General features: G+C 41.4%; 13 protein-coding genes and 1 pseudogene. 5 read left to right on the top strand and 9 right to left on the bottom strand.

Annotated elements, in window-relative coordinates; genetic code table 11:
- Positions 1–10: 10 nt before the first annotated feature.
- The 6 genes from E0F88_RS04125 to E0F88_RS04100 all read right to left on the bottom strand — a co-directional run bounded on the left by E0F88_RS04125 (position 11) and on the right by E0F88_RS04100 (position 10255).
- Positions 11–2830, bottom strand: coding sequence for a tetratricopeptide repeat protein (locus E0F88_RS04125; protein WP_165939988.1), 2820 nt, complete (start codon positions 2828–2830; stop codon positions 11–13).
- Positions 2831–2936: 106 nt separating this feature from the next.
- Positions 2937–4028, bottom strand: a complete 1092-nt coding sequence (locus tag E0F88_RS04120; protein ID WP_131956859.1) for an outer membrane protein — start codon at positions 4026–4028, stop codon at positions 2937–2939.
- Between the two features lie 27 nt (positions 4029–4055).
- Positions 4056–5309: an outer membrane beta-barrel protein gene (locus E0F88_RS04115; protein ID WP_131956858.1), complete on the bottom strand. Its 1254-nt coding sequence runs from the start codon at positions 5307–5309 to the stop codon at positions 4056–4058.
- A 46-nt stretch (positions 5310–5355) separates the two neighbouring features.
- The gene (locus E0F88_RS04110; protein ID WP_131956857.1) at positions 5356–6660 is read right to left on the bottom strand and encodes an OmpA family protein; all 1305 of its coding nucleotides are present in this window, start codon (positions 6658–6660) and stop codon (positions 5356–5358) included.
- Positions 6661–6662: 2 nt separating this feature from the next.
- Positions 6663–7835, bottom strand: a complete 1173-nt coding sequence (locus E0F88_RS04105; RefSeq protein WP_131956856.1) for a hypothetical protein — start codon at positions 7833–7835, stop codon at positions 6663–6665.
- Positions 7836–7867: 32 nt separating this feature from the next.
- Complete coding sequence (locus E0F88_RS04100) at positions 7868–10255, bottom strand: Ig-like domain-containing protein (protein WP_165939987.1); 2388 nt, start codon at positions 10253–10255, stop codon at positions 7868–7870.
- Positions 10256–10568: 313 nt separating this feature from the next.
- Between E0F88_RS04100 and E0F88_RS04095 the strand changes: the two genes are divergently transcribed.
- Positions 10569–11354, top strand: a complete 786-nt coding sequence (locus tag E0F88_RS04095) for a helix-turn-helix transcriptional regulator (protein ID WP_131956854.1) — start codon at positions 10569–10571, stop codon at positions 11352–11354.
- A 79-nt stretch (positions 11355–11433) separates the two neighbouring features.
- Here E0F88_RS04095 and E0F88_RS04090 read toward each other — a convergent pair whose 3' ends face one another.
- Both E0F88_RS04090 and E0F88_RS04085 read right to left on the bottom strand, forming a co-directional pair.
- Positions 11434–12471: an LLM class flavin-dependent oxidoreductase gene (locus E0F88_RS04090; protein WP_131956853.1), complete on the bottom strand. Its 1038-nt coding sequence runs from the start codon at positions 12469–12471 to the stop codon at positions 11434–11436.
- A 116-nt stretch (positions 12472–12587) separates the two neighbouring features.
- Positions 12588–13121 carry a YceI family protein gene (locus E0F88_RS04085; RefSeq protein WP_131956852.1) on the bottom strand — a complete coding sequence of 178 codons (534 nt, stop codon included), beginning with the start codon at positions 13119–13121 and terminating at the stop codon, positions 12588–12590.
- 259 nt (positions 13122–13380) lie between these two features.
- Here E0F88_RS04085 and E0F88_RS04080 point away from each other — a divergent pair, with 259 nt between their 5' ends.
- Positions 13381–13779, top strand: a complete 399-nt coding sequence (locus E0F88_RS04080; protein WP_131956851.1) for a winged helix-turn-helix transcriptional regulator — start codon at positions 13381–13383, stop codon at positions 13777–13779.
- Positions 13780–13826: 47 nt separating this feature from the next.
- Positions 13827–13949: pseudogene (locus E0F88_RS34205) on the top strand (helix-turn-helix domain-containing protein); the annotation flags it as partial.
- Positions 13950–13986: 37 nt separating this feature from the next.
- On the opposite strand, the gene E0F88_RS04070 reads toward E0F88_RS34205, so the two are convergent.
- Positions 13987–14358 (bottom strand): winged helix-turn-helix transcriptional regulator, encoded by a 372-nt coding sequence (locus E0F88_RS04070; protein ID WP_131956849.1) that lies wholly within the window; start codon positions 14356–14358, stop codon positions 13987–13989.
- A gap of 119 nt (positions 14359–14477) precedes the next feature.
- Here E0F88_RS04070 and E0F88_RS04065 point away from each other — a divergent pair, with 119 nt between their 5' ends.
- Both E0F88_RS04065 and E0F88_RS04060 read left to right on the top strand, forming a co-directional pair.
- Complete coding sequence (locus E0F88_RS04065; protein WP_131956848.1) at positions 14478–15440, top strand: aldo/keto reductase; 963 nt, start codon at positions 14478–14480, stop codon at positions 15438–15440.
- A gap of 29 nt (positions 15441–15469) precedes the next feature.
- Entirely contained in the window at positions 15470–15682 is a 213-nt protein-coding gene (locus E0F88_RS04060) for a cyclic nucleotide-binding domain-containing protein (protein ID WP_131956847.1), read from the top strand.
- Positions 15683–15688: the final 6 nt, after the last annotated feature.

The following is a 15688-nucleotide window of genomic DNA, read 5'->3' as shown; positions in this document are numbered from 1 at the left end:
TTTTAAGTAATCATTTAATCACATTCTTATTCACCAATTCTTTGAAAGCTGAGGAATTTGCAAACGCTTTGTCGACACTTTCAAGAAGCTTATCCTTACGAATGTAGGCCCGGCTGATTGTTCCGGTTTGGAAGGATTTTTCAAACCAGGCCAGTGCCTGCTCAGGCTTTTTTTGCTGAACATAAGCGCAGGCTAAACCATAGTAAGCCTGCCCTTTCACCAGATCCTTTGCCGTTATCCGGGATAAAAATTTAATGGATCGATCCGTTTGCCTCTGATACAAAAATGCAATTCCTGTGTTATAAAACGCATCCGGTATATGTGTAACAGAGTCGATTGCAAAAGCTGATTCATAATCGTCGGTGGCCTGCCGGTATTGTTTCAGGGCATAATAACAATCGCCGCGTTTTAACTTAGAAACCGCCATACAGCAACGATTATCAGCATCAAGCTTGATGGCTTCTGAAAAAGATAAAATTGCATCTTCAAAGTTTTCTTCTTTGTACTGTGCATTTCCTAAAAACTGATATTTAATTGGAGTCTTCCCGTCGAGGCCCGCCGACTTTTTAAAATCAGCCACCGCCCGCCTGAGGCTGTTTTCCTTTTCATAAGCCTTTCCTCTGTTGCAATAAGCATCCGAGAAATTTTCATTTCTCGCAATCGCCCTGTCAAATTCCTCTATTGCTTTGGCAGTTTGTCCGGTTAGAAAGAGGGATACTCCTAACTGATTATAGATATTTGCGAAAACGCTGTCAGAAAATGATTTCCCAATTTTTTTTTCATTTATTTTAATAAACTGATAGGAAACAATGGCTTTATCAAACCATTTTTGTTCGTAATAGGCATGTGCTTCTCCTGCATTAGCCAAATAATTCAGAGGATTGATCTCGTAAGATTTGCGGTAATCAGCGGCAGCTTTTTCAAACTTCCCCAAACCAAACCACAATTGCGCCCTCTCAAAAAAAGCCTGGCTGTAATCCGGGCGAAAGCTGATGGCTCTGTCATATGATTCCAGTGCGGCAAGCGTATCGCTGAGCGCAGTGAAAGATTGGCCCCGATGATACCAGGCTTCCGAAATATCCGGTTTGATGAAGATTGTCTCATCGAACTCTTTTATTGCGTTCTCATATTTTTTGTCTGCCAAACTTTTAAAAGCCTTCTCAAAATAATGGTTGACGATCAGACCGATTTGCTGTTGCTGATCTGCATTGATACCCAGCTTTCTCAGTTGCGCAAAGTCCTGGCCCGCCTGCTCAGGCTGGCTAAGTTTGACGTAAGCCAATCCGCGGTTGTAATAAGACTCACTATGTTTGTTATCAAGCTTTAAACCATTTGAAAAATCGGTCACTGCATTGGGATAATTCTCTGTTTGAAAAAACAATATTCCTCTGCTGAAGTAGTGTCCTGGATATTTGGGAGAGAGCTCAACAGCCTTGTTATAGTCCTCAAAAGCACCGGCAGTATTGCGTGTCAGTATCCGGTATTTGGCACGTCTTGCAAAAACGTCATCCGCACTGTCGTCAATGTTCAGATAGCTTGTCAGGTCGGCAGCCGCTTTGGGATAGTCCTTTTTGGTGGCAAACAATTCAGCTCTGGCTTTGAGCGCGGCCAGGTTTGAAAAATCTAATTCTATCGACTGAGTAAAATCTTTTAAAGCCCGGTCGGACTCGTTGGTCATTACGTAGGCAAGCCCTCTTCCCAGATAATAATCCGAATTACTTTTTTCCTTCCTTAGAATTTTCGAATAATCTTTAATGACTTCTGCATATTTACCGGAATTATACTTTTCATCAAGTTCCGTTTTTACACTCGATTTCTGATTTAGCTGTTTAATTGTAGCACCCAGAGCCAGGGAATCGGGTTTCAGCTCAAACGCCTTTTTATAGTATCCAACAGCTTCCGTGTAATTTCTTTTCTTCTGAGCAATAGAGCCTTTCGCCAGATATTCCCTTAATAGTTCCACCTGGGTTTGTTTCTCTTTTTCGAAAGCTCTTTTTACCTGATAAATCTTCCTGCGGGGCAGTAAATCATCAAAATCATTTCTTTTTTCTGCTTCCGTGTAGGCTTCCAGGGCTTTGTCGTAATCCCTGGAAGCAAAGGCTTTGTCACCGGTCGTTAGCCAGCTGTTGTACTCTTCCAGCGCCTTTCGTTCGGTTTCACGTTCTTTGTTTCTGAGGTTCTCAGCTTCACTAATCACTTCCGCGATCTGCTTCCCGCCGTTTACAGCAATTGAATCGGAAGTTAACAACACATCGTTCAGCGGGCTTTTAGCCGAATCAATTTCTGTTACGAAGGCGACCCTCATGATATAGGTAAGCCATTTTTTACCTTTTTTTTCGGCCCGTACCTCAGCCACACGTCTGACTTGCCCGTAGGGAATTTTTATCTGATTATGCCGGGAATTAAATTGTGATTTAAAATAAACCTTGACATAATAGTATTCCGATTTTTTTAAAGCGGACACGTCAAAATCTGTAAACAGAATAGTCCTGTCCACACTTTTTGGATAAAAAAGCTCAAAGTCACTGAGATATCTGTCGATGGGCAGATCCGTACCTGTTTTGCCGGAAATATGCTCCGGATTGATATCATCTTCAATAATTACTTTATCATTATAAAATACCTTGTTAACCGAATTACCATAACTATCTGTTCTGAGTGCCTTGCGCTCAAAATCGCCCAGGTCCTCAAATGAAATGGTGTTAAGTAAATCATTGAGTCCTTTTTCTACTTTTCGGCGTGCCAGAAGTTGGATTTCCTGACCTTCGCGCACACTGAGTGAATCCTGCGAAAAGACCTCAGGGAGAAAAAACCCATAAAGTATTATCAAAAAAATAGAATAAAAGGCTTTGCTTTTGCAATTTGTAGATAATGTATTCATCTTAAAGTTAGTACTGATCAATTATAGGGCATTTGCGTCATCGAGTATACAGCGATTATTTTTTGAAGATATCGGCCAAACCTACCGCTAATCTTGCTCCCACAGAATGAATGGGATCAGTTAAATCATCAAATGCGCTTTGAGTAAACCGGTAATGTATGTCAGCCTCTACCACAATACGTGAAACCTTTTTGGTAAAACCTATGCCTGCGGAAAAGGATGGACACATCGCTGAAACATCGTACTTATCCTCTTCGCCGTCCCCGGAGTAGGTCACTTTCACTTTTAGGAAATTCGCCCGGCCTTCGCCAAGAATGTATATCGATTCTTTCAAAAAATATTTTACGCCTATCCCTGCATGTGCTCCGTCCAGGCTGTACGTTTCTTTGTACGCTTCGACATCTCCTTCCAGATAATTTTTCTCAACCGATGCACCGTTGTAGCCGGTGGTAAAGTAGATGCTTACAGGTTTATTTAATTTGTAATTAAATCGTAAACTGCCTCCCAGTGAAGTTAAAAAACCAAGTCCATCCTGCTCATCTGTCCAGGCTTTGGTTCCAAGATAATAACCTGCTTCCGGTCCGGCCGTTACAGAAAACTTTCCCGATAACCTGTCTTTCTTCTTTTCTAATTCTTCTTCCTTTTTAACGGGTTCAGATTTCTCAGGTGTCGAAGCACGCGTAACTTTGCCGTCAAACTCTTCAACATTTCCATTTCCATACTCTATTTTGGCCAGATCTTTACGCAGCAATTCGTACACCGGCCCCGAATCATCCTTGCGGTATTCTATCTTCTGGCCGGATACTTTTGTCACCCAGCCGGTCAGCATTGTTTTGTTTTTAAGAAAAATGCGGTCTGCTTCCGAAGCCGCTGCAACTGAAACAGCAGGTGAAGCAGCGGACGGTTCCGTAATCATTTCAATTTCACCGTTGCTGTAAATGATCTTCCAAACTTGTTTACGACTGATGTGTAACAGCGTTCGCTTCGCAGCATCAGCCGGCAGATAATATAAAATTTCAGCATCACCAATTTCATCCACAACAGCTGCAAAATTACTATTATCAGTTTTGTAAATTAGATCGGAACGGGTTTGCCCCTTGGCCGTAAAGGTCATAACCATCGATAAAAAAAGTAAAAAGTGACGCATATGATCGTATTTATAAATGACAGGTTTTTAAAAGCTAAGAAACAGCGACACGCTCAGTCCATGATTTTTGATTTTCAGGTCTTTCATCAGCTCGCCTAATCCATATTCATATTTGAATTCAAGCAGTGGTTTGTGTCCTGAATAAAAACCCAGCATGGCACACAATCCGTAATCATATTTACTTTCAAAAAGCGCTGACGTATCTTCATCGTCTTCGAAATTCTCACCGTCTAACGAATACTGAGAAGATTTTTTGAATAAGTAGGAATAGTAACCTCCTGCGCCTATCACCGGATTAAGTTTTCTTGCCCCTGTTTTTAATATGAGCGGAAGCAGGTTTCCCTGAAAATAGGTGAGTTTATTACGGCTGGTAATTGTCAGCCCATCGTCAGTAAATTTTTCGACAGCCCCTTTATTGGCATAAACCAATTCCAGACGGGCATTGTAGTGTTTACTATTGGCGAGACTAAATCCCAGTCCGGCTTCCCAGTTGTATAAAGGTGTTTCCGGCTTTGCAATTTTATCTTCATAAAACCCTGTCGCCAAACCACCAAATCTGACGCCGACATAATTTTTATATTTGCGACCTTCCGGTTTTGCGGCAGCGTTTTTAGAATCAAAGTCATTTTGAATTTTGATGATGATTTCATTGGACCTGACCGGCTCAGTGGCCTCAGCAGACTCCTGTTTTACTTTGGCGGCAGGCTCAGTTCCGGTATTTTCCTCATCTGTGTTCTTTTTGTTTTTGGATTTCCCTTTGGAAGCTATTTCTGCTTCTTTTTCAGGCACATCTTCTTTTACCTTTACTGACTTATCCCCTTTTTGCTTTTCGGCTTTTATGACTTTGGGTTCGTTTAAAATTTCCTGATGACCGTCTGCGTAGATAATTTTATGAACCTCATTTCTGTCAATTTCACGAACAATACCTTCACCCGCAAATTTATAACTCACCGATTTTAATGTCACTTCTGATATTATGGCTTCCAGGGTTTTGCCATTGCTCAGATTAATTTTATCCAGCACCAATTCAGCTGGAGAATTGAACGTTTCAGTTTCTCCGTTTGCGTACACAATCTTCCATACTTTTGATTTTAGTATGTTTTTAGGCTGTTTTCTAACTAAGTCGCCAGGCAAAAAATAGATGATTTCTGTTTCACCTATTTCATCCACCATTGCCGAGAAATCCGACTGATCTAACTGGTAGATACGGTCTGTCTTGTCCTGGGCATAACAAATGCGGAAAATGCCAAACAAAAAACAGATCAAATAAAAATTTCTCATATTGCTGGTAAAGGGGTTTTGATGATAACTGTTGGTAATAATAATCTTAAAGATTTTTCATAAGCTGAATTTCAACCCTCCGGTTTTTGATTTTATTGGTCTCAATGTCGTTTGCCGCGTTAGGGCTGTTACTGCCAGCGCCCGTGTATTTCATTTGTCCTCTGGCAGCGCCTTTCTCTTCCAGATAGTGATATGCCACTCTTGCCCGGTATTCAGAAAGTATATGATTCAAATTTGCCGGTCCGGTGTTATCCGTATGTCCGGTAATTCTAAGAAAATGAGTGGGATCTGAGCTAAGCCAGGCAGCAATACTATCCAGCCGAAGCTTATTTTCATCACTGAGATGGTAATCACTTTGTTTGAAATAAAGAACTCTTTTAACTGTATCAAATGCACCGGGTTGCATGATTAAAGGTCTTTTAATAGGTTTGGCCAATTTTCCTGCGGGGGCATTAACGTTCAGTGCGTAGAAGTTGATTCCCTCTTTTGAAGAGAATGTTTTTGCTGCCAGTGTCTTCCCGGTTTTATCATTTATTTGTAGGGTGTAACTTTTTCGAGGTAAAATATCGGCGAAAAAATGAACGCCGTCGGAAGACGAGAGCTCAACAGGTTTATCGCCGGTCAGCTGACATTTGATAGATTTTGAATCTGCATTTATAAAAACGGACAGCAGATTTGTACTCCTGCTTAGCCGTATCTGATAAGTGCTTTTTTTACTGTCTAGTTGATCCATGATCAGGTTACCAAAATAGCTTTGATAACCCGCAGATTTTACCTCAATGGCAACAATGTCCGCCTCGCGGAAAGTGGTTTCATAACCGGCACCTCCGGATGCCATTTGCTGACAATCCCTGGCACCCGTTTTTGTATAAAACAAACATAATTCAGCAGCAACGCGCTTTCCTGTCAATGCGTCCACGATCTCAAATACACGAACCGTTGAACCTTGTTTCCCCGTATTATTTTCGTTAAGCGTTACATGATGCTGATCTGTTTGAAAATAGGGTTGATCACTTATTTGTTTATCGGTTGCCACAAGCAAAAGCGGAGCATAAAAACTTGCGTTTTCAAGCCTTTCAATAATATTAAAAGGAAGTTTCTGGCTCCGGTATCCCTTTGCTTCAATCACCACGGATTGCGCATCACAAGGCAGCGATATCTGGTACAGACCATTCATTTTTGTTTCAAATAAAACTTGCTGTTTCTCTTTTGTTTTAAATAGGATCGTGGCACCTGAAACCCGTTTTCCTGAATAAGCATCCGTAATGCGCCCGTATATTTTAAGACATTGCGCCTTACAAAAAGCAGACAAACACAGCATACAGAACAGGCAAAAAACGGCACGTGGCATTTCTATTGATTTACGCTGATCCCTACATTACCAAGTAAAATATCCCAATTGGTGGTTTGCTGTCCTTCTACGGATTTTTTGTAGGATTGCAGCTTAACTTTCACACTTTTCCGGGTAACATCACTGTACATAACATCCTGGCTGTTTGCACCATACCCGGTAAATGTCTGAGAACCAGTGATCGTTCCGTAATAATTGCCGTCACTGGCCTGTGTAAGATCGTTGACATAATTGACCTCATTCCAGGAAATGTTGGTAGATCCATAGGGTAGCAATTTAAGTCTGGTCAGATAGTCCTTAACCGGATACTTCCTTTTCCCCTGTCTGTTAGCCGAAGAGACCTCAATCGTTGCATCTGCAAGAAAAAGCTTGAGTGCCTGTTCAATGGCTTCATCTTTTTTGTCCGGATCAATACTTTTATCGCTGATGATATTAAGATACTGGACAAACTCGTCCACTTTTTTGATACCTTTTTGGCTATACGTACCAAGCTCTTCTTTTGACAAACCATTTTTTTGAGGGATTGCCGACGCGACAACCTCCGCCGGTTTTTCAACGGTGTGTGAAGGTTCCAGTACAGCAGTCGCCGGAGTTTTTATGACGGCAGCACGGATTTCAGTTGCAGCGGTTTTTTTAGCCGGCTGGCTAATTGCCTTTTGAACCTGGGCACTTGCATCTTTCAGAACAGGTGCTGCATCAGCCGGAGAAAGTACAAATTCATGATCGCCGCTTTTAAATATGATCAGTGCCAGTTCATTTCGGTTGATTGAGCCGGTGACTCCCTGAGGTGTGATGTAGTTAACCACATTTTCGCTTTTATAACTGATCGTACATTCAATCACTTTAAGCGGATTGGCTTGCAGCAAAAGATCATTTTGCGGACCGTGAGATGCATAAAAGTTTTGTATTTGCAAAGAAGCCTGTGCAGGATCAGCACTTAAATCTGAAACCAGTAAATAATTACCCTTTGCATTAAACGCAACGAGGACATTTTCTTTTGGCACGCTCCGTTTCACGATCCGGTCACCCTTCATCTCTCCCACCTTTACGATGCTTTCAGTTGCCTCCACCAGTTTGAAAGGAAAACTGCTTCCGTTGGCCCAGTAAAGGGTTTCCTGGGCTTGGGTAGTGAGGGTGGTGAGGAGGAATAAAATAATTGTATATCGTTTTTTCATATTTGACTGTGATGTAAGAGCGAAAAGTTTTGCTATTTTCCTCTTTGATAAAGAGGTGATCTTTTTGAGCGTATTTCTGAATTTGCAGAAGGCGCGACCCGTTGATTAGCACTATTAACTATTCTTAGATTTGGAATTTTGGCAATTCTTTCAAGTTCGAAATAAGAAGAATACCTGACTCCTTCATATATTCCTTCATTAAAAAGTAGCATTTTATGCTCATTCAGAATTATTATATTATCATCGAAGTATCCTCCGTCGTCGTCGCGCTCAGGATCTGTCGGGTCCATTGTAAAGAGTGTTTTTTTATTCTCATCAATTTGATACAAGTAATTGCGTGTATACCATTTTTCTTCTTCAAAATCCTTGCTGACTACGGTTCCGTCATTATTAAATATATAGTAATATTGGTTGCGGCCGTCGTTGATATTTTCATAAGGCTTATTACCCTCCAGCCCATAACTTCTAACCTCACGCCACGTCCCCAAAATCAACTTTGCCAAAGTTCCATCACCAATTTTAGCCTCGAACCGCAATGGCGCCCCCGCTACATAATTCGCATCCTTGTTCTTCACCACAACATCTACCGTCTGTGTACCGGACTGTCCTAAAATCCAGTTTGCACTGGCAGTACCTTCTTCACCGGTAAGCCTGTTTGAATACATAAATGAACCTCCGCCGGATTTAATTTGCCAGTCCACTTCCACTTTAGGAACCGGGTGACCGTACTGGTCAGTCACTTTTATAACCAATGGGTTGGATAGTGCTTTTCCTGCTGCGGCCGCCTGGTTGTTGCCACTTACGATTTCTACTTTTGTCGGAATGCCGGGAATGGCTGTCGCACTAAATGCAACGGTTTTTATTTCTTCGTCTTCATTGACAGAAGCTGTTACCTGCTGAGTGGCAGCCTTCGTACCCAAAGTCCATTTTACTTCAGCTAATCCCTGCGCATTGGTAACGGATTTCTCTGCACTTAGCGAACCCTCGCCGGTATTAATAGTCCAGGTTACATCTGCCTTTTCAATGACCTTACCGGCTTTGTCTGTTACCTTCACGACCAAAGAACTGATTAATGACTTCCCAAATTCACCTTTTTGCGTGTTACCGCTCACAATCTGGATCAGATAATTGAGGTCTTCCCCGCACTTGTACATTTTTAATCCTTTCACCTGAAAACATGTATCGATAGACGATCTTGCCTGAAATAAATCATTAGTATGGGCTGTGATATTCGCACCGGTCATAAACTTGGTCGCATATCCGATCAGTGTAAATGTTCTGCCTATTCCTTTTAGGTATGTAAACATGTCAAGATCACCACTACAACTTTCCAATAGCTCCTCTGCATTTGTCAAAGCTTCGCCAGTTATGTCAAGTGCAATAGATGCAAACACAGCCGATGAACCCGCTGAGTTTAAAGCTGCTTCCTTTTTATCAACTATTGTGGATAGCAATCTAGGAACTCCTTTGGCAAATGCTTCGCCGCAATCCTTCCCAAGTGGCATTATTTCGTTTAGAATTTTAGCCATAAAACCGTAGACATTCCGGGCTCTGGCCATTCTGCTTTCGTCACTGCCATCATCAGTACCGGGTTTACCTGAACGTATTCGGAGCTGATATTTCCCATCCCCTTCTAACGTTATCAGAACCGGCGAAGGAATGCCATATCCATCGCCAAAAACACCAGCCGCAGCTTCTGATAAGCTCGTTGCAAAAATTGTACGTCCGCCAATCACATATTTTCCGCCAACAGGATTCCCCCCTTTATATAACCCAGCCACATAAGTATGAGCTACATTGCTGTTCTGGAGCAGGATAGTTGTATTGGCTGTTTTAATCTCTACCGGTTTACTGTAACTGGTGGTAGCGGAAACCCGTAAATTTGTACTGCTATTAAACAGAGAAGAAATTGCGCTAATCAGCTTCTTATTGGTCGTATCTGTGACTGCTTTGCCGGCTGACAGAGAACCTGATATTTCATTTACAAGTGTCTTATAATTAGAATCCGCTTTTATCCTTCTAACCACTTCAAGCTTACCGGATTCCGATAAAGATCTTAGCGTTAACGTATTCATCAGCAGTGCTAAAGCTGTTGATTCTGTTGAAATATTATTCTCGCTTTGCCCCGGATAGTTGTAGCCCATGAGCACAACGTCACCGGCTTTATTCATTAAAAGCGTAGTGGATGTTTTTCCGGTTGTATCAATCGCGTAACGTGCATTTACAGGCGTTACACTGCCGACTGCTGTAAGAACCTCCAAACCTGTGGTATCCAGTTTTGTATTTGCAGGTAAAATGATCCTTCCGCCCACCTGCCCAGCCTCGGGAAGCGGTCCTGATAACTGAACATCGATTTCATTTTTACAGCCAACAAAAATCAATAGAAACTGAAGAGATAACAGAAGTAGTATTTTTTTCATATGTTGAGTAGGGGGGCTTACGTAAAACAGCATACTAAGGTAATTTTTTACAAACCAATCAGCATGCTTTTCGCTGTGTGCAAAGTTGCACTTACAGCTCAGGAGCTGCAATACCTACTTCGGGGTATTTTTTAATGTACTGTTGTATTTATTTACAGCTTATTTCCTGAAAAGAACATTTAATATCACAGCAGACAAACATAATTTGGATATAACCATGATTTTATTCTTTCAGCAAATTTCTTTTCAATAAACCATACCTACAATACTGATCATTCAGTAATTTACACCACCAACTCCCTCAACGTTTAAAATGAATCATTCAGAACACTACAATTTTGATCTAACTTCATTTCGAAAAATCTGGAAATCGGACATACTCGAATCGGAAATATCTGATATCCAGGGATTGCTTAGCGAAAATCCGTTGCTGAACGAAACACTGTTTCTCCGAAAGTCTTCCCTGGCAATTATCGATTTGCGGACCATGCGTTACACCTGTTCTTTCGGAGATATTGAGCAAGTTTGCGGTTTAAAAAAGGAAGTTATTCTCCGTGAAGGAGTCGCTTATTTTGTTTCAAAACTTCCGCCGTCGGATTATTTAGGACTGCAAAAGATGTCTGAATTAATGGGTAAATATGTGGCTGACCTCTCTAACGAAATGCTGGTAACTTTTAAGGGCATGTTCGACTTTCTGATGGTACAGCCGGATGGAAGCTTTAGACGGATTATTCAGGAAGGCGTTGCCTTAAAGCGGGACGCTAATGGTAATATCCTTTTTTTACTTGCCCTGGTTTCCGACATTACTAACATGAAACGTGAAGGCAGGCAGCATCTTCGGTTAACGGACGGAATAAAAGATCTGATTTACGAGGTGGATTGTACCGGTTTAAATACACGTAAGCTTGAAAGCCTTAGTACCAGAGAAGTTGAAATAGCAAAACTAATAGGGCAGAAATTTACAAGTGAAGAAATTGCGAAAAAGCTGTTTCTAAGTGGTCATACAATAAACACCCACCGACAAAACATGCTTCGAAAACTTGATATGGCTGATACCATGGAGCTGATCAATTTTCTTGGGGTATATCAGCTGATTTAAAGGCGTGCGATGGAAAAGTTAATTGTACAAAACAGGAGCTCCGTATCGAAGCTCCTGTTCCACTATATTCCATAAAAATTCAATTAGAAATCCTGGCGTTTACAAGCGGAATGACTTTTTTACCAATCAGCTCAATGCATTTAAGCAGCTGCTCATGTGACAACCCAGCGTTGTCCATTTGAAAAGTAAATCTTGAAATGCCGCCCAGTGCTTCACTATGGCGTAAGATCTTTTCAGCAACTTGCACAGGATCACCAATGACATACGCGCCGGTATAACCCATTTGTGCATCAAAACCTGCGCGGGTTACCGGTGCCCAGCCCCGCTCCCTGCCTACTCTCGTCATGATTTCAGCATGGCCCGGATAATAATCATCGATAGCTTGCTGCGTTGTATCAGCAACATACCCAAAGGAATGCAGCCCTACCTTTAACTGCTCGGGGGAAAAACCAGCCTTGGCGCCGGCTTGTCTGTAGAGGTCAACCAGTGGTTTGAAACGATGCGTTTCCCCTCCGATAACGGCCACCATTAAAGGCAGTCCAAGCGCACCTGCCCGCACAAATGATTCGGGCGTACCTCCCACTCCAAGCCAGACCGGCAATTTTTTCTGTAATGGTCTGGGATATACCGGCTGGTTTTTAAGTGCTGCACGGAATTTACCCGACCAGGTAATGGATTCGTTTTCCCGGATGGAAAGAAGCAGTTGCAGTTTTTCTACAAAAAGCTGATCATAATCCTGCAAATTAAAACCGAAAAGCGGGAAAGCATCAACAGACGAGCCGCGGCCCACAACCATTTCGGCACGGCCTTTTGAAATAAGATCCAGGGTAGCAAATTCCTGAAAAACGCGGACAGGATCAGCAGCGCTCAACACAGTCACGGCACTGGCTAACTTGATTTTTTTTGTGCGTGAAGCAGCAGCAGCCAGAATTATCGCTGGTGCCGAATCAAGAAACTCTTTTTTATGATGCTCGCCAATCCCAAAAACATCCAGTCCCGACTGGTCTGCAAATTCAATTCTGTCAAGCAATTCGCTCATTGCATCGACGCTGCTGAGTGGCGTTCCGCTTACGTTATTAAGCATTGCCGAAGCAAAACTATCAATTCCTATTTCCATAATTCATTCCTTTGAAACTTTTCCATTGACCGTGAGCGGCCGTGCACAAAGCAATTTGATTTTGTTGACTTAATAAACCAGAAACAAATTGTCTGTTTCGGATAAAACGGTAACTATTACACTTGTTTCGCAAGCTGAATATTTGCGATAATCTTGATATTTTCACCCAAAGCCAAACCGCCTGTTTCGGTAAGTGCATTAAAGGTAACATTAAAGTCCTTGCGGTCGATGGTGCCCGTCACTTCAAAACCTACTTTGATATTGCCATAGTTATCCTTTTCAGTTCCGCCATATTCGGCTACCAATTCTACCTCTTTTGTGATTCCCTTGATAGTCAGGTTTCCAACCAGCTTGTATAAATCTCCCGAAGTCTTTTTAAATGAAGTCGAGCTGAACTTGAACTCAGGATAAGTTTCTGCTTCAAAAAAATCAGCGTTACGAAGATGCTCATCACGTCCTGGCTGGCCGGTATCAATGCTGTTTACATCGATGGTAAAATCGATCTGAGCATTTTCAAACTGGTCGCCGTCAGTTGCTGCCAACCCGCTGAAAGACTTAAATGAACCGGTTACAGTTGAAATAACGAGGTGTTTTACTTTAAACAGAACTTCCGAATGAAGTGCATCTACATTCCAGATTGTATTTGACATTTGTAAAAAAATTATGTGAACTACTTATTTATTAACGAAAAGAATTACTTGTTAAAACCTTTATTATTATTATCACAATCAGCTGATTAACAATCATTTACCCCTAATCAATTCTATTTTGAGCGCCGTAGATATATTGAATTTTGTTGCTGTTTTTAATATGACAATACAAATTTATCTATCTTTGATATGAAAAAGATACTAGTATACAAAAGGATACCGGTATCCTTTTGTATAGTGACATGTAAACGAGAGCATTATGGAAAGAGCAAAAATCTCAACTGAAGTTTGTAATCAGAATATTACAGCAGTACGTGATGCATTGTATGTATTAAACGGAAAGTGGAAAATACCGCTGATCGTGTCGCTGATTCACGGACCAAAACGGTTTAAAGAAATACAAAGAGAACTCAAAGACATTACCCCAAAGGTACTTTCCAAAGAACTCAGGGAATTGGAGCAAAATGAGTTTGTTACGCGAAAGGTATTCGATACGGTGCCGGTCTCGGTCATTTACGAACTGACCGAATATAGTAAATGCCTGGATGATTTGATCGAAGCACTCAGGGCTTTTGGTCAGCAGCACAGAGAAAGGATCATTGGCGGAAACCGCAGGGAAGAAATTATGGAGGACAGTACGGTTTTAGAGGTGGAATAAAAAGACAGACAAAATGTAATGATTGAACTAAGCAAAGGAAAAGTTCCCGTTACTTGTCTGTCAGTGAAGTTGCTTATGAACTCGGTTTCGAATATCCGCAATCATTTAGTAAATTATTCAGGACAAAAACCAAACTTTTACCACTGGAGTTTAGGCAATCGTTTAATTGAGAGTGAAAATTATGCTCTTGCTTTTGGCAACCTTATCTTACACAAGAACCACCGGGCTGATCTCCACTTTTATCGTTTCTTCTAATTCAAAGCGGTGGTCTTCTCCCCATTGCGCTATGAAAGTAATAGCGGGAATCAAGGTTTCTCCTAAGGCTGTAAGCTCATACTCCACTTTTAACGGAAGTTCATTAAAAACAATTTTGGACAGTATGCCATGTTCTGTCAACTGTCGCAGTTGAGTATCCAGTACTCTTCTTGTGGCCTTAGGTATTTTTCGCTGTAATTCTCCCGGGCGCTTAATTCCTGAGTAAATGTTCCAGATCAGGTTAGCTTTCCATTTTCCATTCATCACTTCCATAAACAGGTGAAGCCCGCAGTCCAATAAAACCGGTATCTTTTTTTCGTACATCACAGATAATTTTATCTACAAATATACGCGATACGAGCCTTTTTTTGGCATAGATAAATTTAGCCGTACTTGTATGTTACAATCTGTGCAATCAATTTTGTACCAAAAAAGAGACCATTATGAAGTATAAGTTATTTGGAACGAAGACTGGTTTATATGCCAGTGAAATCATATTAGGTGCAGCCAGTTTTGGAACGCGAAAGGGTTATGGAACAAATCCCGAAGATGCCATGCAGATATTAACTGCATATGCAGATGCCGGTGGAAATTTCATAGATATATCCGACCGGTATCAGTTTGGTGAATCCGAAGAAATTGTAGGCGAGTTTATTGAACATCAACGCAGTAATTTTATTATTTGCACCAAATATACACAAAGCAGTGAAGCTAATCCCGCGATCAGTAATTTCGGGAATCACCGCAAAGCAATGCGACAAGCGGTAGAATCCAGCCTGAAACGGTTAAAAACGGATTATATTGACATTTACATGCCGCACTATGATGACGGTGTAACGCCAATTGAGGAAATTGTAAGAGGATTGGAAGATTTGGTTAATTGCGGAAAAGTTCTGTATACTGGTTTAACAAACTTTCCAGCCTGGAAAGCTGCCGTCATTGCAAGTTCAACACCGTTAACCGCCATCCAAATTGAATACAACTTATTAAATCGTACAGCAGACCGTGAACTTATTCCAATGGCTGCGCAATTTGGTTTAGGCACAATGATGTATTCGCCACTAGCTGGTGGCTTACTGACAGGTAAATACCGCAAAGGAGAAACCGGCCGTATCACATTGGGCTCCAATACTGAATACCAGGAAAATGAGACTGTAAAAGCAATTATCGATCAACTTTTTGTGATTGCAGCGGAACTTGATGTTACGCCCGGCCAGGTAGCTTTTGCATGGGTTTTGTCAAAAGGTGCTTTTCCAATTGTCGGATCACGCACCGTCGATCATATCAATGATGGCTTAAAAGCAGGACTGATTGAATTAAGTCCCGAACATATCGATCAACTCACTCAATTAAGTGCCGTTTCATTAGGTTATCCCCATGATTTACTGGCAACCGTTCAAAGATAATTACGATAATATATTGCTAATTTTACCGGATGAACGCTTTGTTTTTTAAGTCTATAAAGGAATTCACCAACATCTCACCGGAAGTTGCGCCTTTCCTTTTTCACGAAAAGAAATATAAAAAAAACACTGTTTTACTACGTGAAGGAAAAGTAGCTAACGAGTTATATTTTGTTCTGAATGGAGCCTTACGCCAATTCTTGTCAAAGGAAAATGGTGTAGAAAAACATGCGATTTCTCTTTAAGAACTA

It is taken from the genome of Dyadobacter psychrotolerans (assembly GCF_004349265.1).
GTDB lineage: Bacteria > Bacteroidota > Bacteroidia > Cytophagales > Spirosomataceae > Dyadobacter > Dyadobacter psychrotolerans.
The sequence above is the reverse complement of the archived record's forward strand: the minus strand, read 5'-3'. Positions and strand labels throughout refer to the sequence as shown.

Excerpts from the sequence above, each read along its gene's own strand:
- E0F88_RS04120 (WP_131956859.1), bottom strand. The coding sequence starts at position 4,028 with ATGCGTCACTTTTTACTTTTTTTATCGATGGTTATGACCTTTACGGCC.
- E0F88_RS04115 (WP_131956858.1), bottom strand. The coding sequence starts at position 5,309 with ATGAGAAATTTTTATTTGATCTGTTTTTTGTTTGGCATTTTCCGCATT.
- E0F88_RS04110 (WP_131956857.1), bottom strand. The coding sequence starts at position 6,660 with ATGCCACGTGCCGTTTTTTGCCTGTTCTGTATGCTGTGTTTGTCTGCT.
- E0F88_RS04105 (WP_131956856.1), bottom strand. The coding sequence starts at position 7,835 with ATGAAAAAACGATATACAATTATTTTATTCCTCCTCACCACCCTCACT.
- E0F88_RS04100 (WP_165939987.1), bottom strand. The coding sequence starts at position 10,255 with ATGAAAAAAATACTACTTCTGTTATCTCTTCAGTTTCTATTGATTTTT.
- E0F88_RS04095 (WP_131956854.1), top strand. The coding sequence starts at position 10,569 with ATGAATCATTCAGAACACTACAATTTTGATCTAACTTCATTTCGAAAA.
- E0F88_RS04090 (WP_131956853.1), bottom strand. The coding sequence starts at position 12,471 with ATGGAAATAGGAATTGATAGTTTTGCTTCGGCAATGCTTAATAACGTA.
- E0F88_RS04085 (WP_131956852.1), bottom strand. The coding sequence starts at position 13,121 with ATGTCAAATACAATCTGGAATGTAGATGCACTTCATTCGGAAGTTCTG.
- E0F88_RS04080 (WP_131956851.1), top strand. The coding sequence starts at position 13,381 with ATGGAAAGAGCAAAAATCTCAACTGAAGTTTGTAATCAGAATATTACA.
- E0F88_RS04070 (WP_131956849.1), bottom strand. The coding sequence starts at position 14,358 with ATGTACGAAAAAAAGATACCGGTTTTATTGGACTGCGGGCTTCACCTG.
- E0F88_RS04065 (WP_131956848.1), top strand. The coding sequence starts at position 14,478 with ATGAAGTATAAGTTATTTGGAACGAAGACTGGTTTATATGCCAGTGAA.
- E0F88_RS04060 (WP_131956847.1), top strand. The coding sequence starts at position 15,470 with ATGAACGCTTTGTTTTTTAAGTCTATAAAGGAATTCACCAACATCTCA.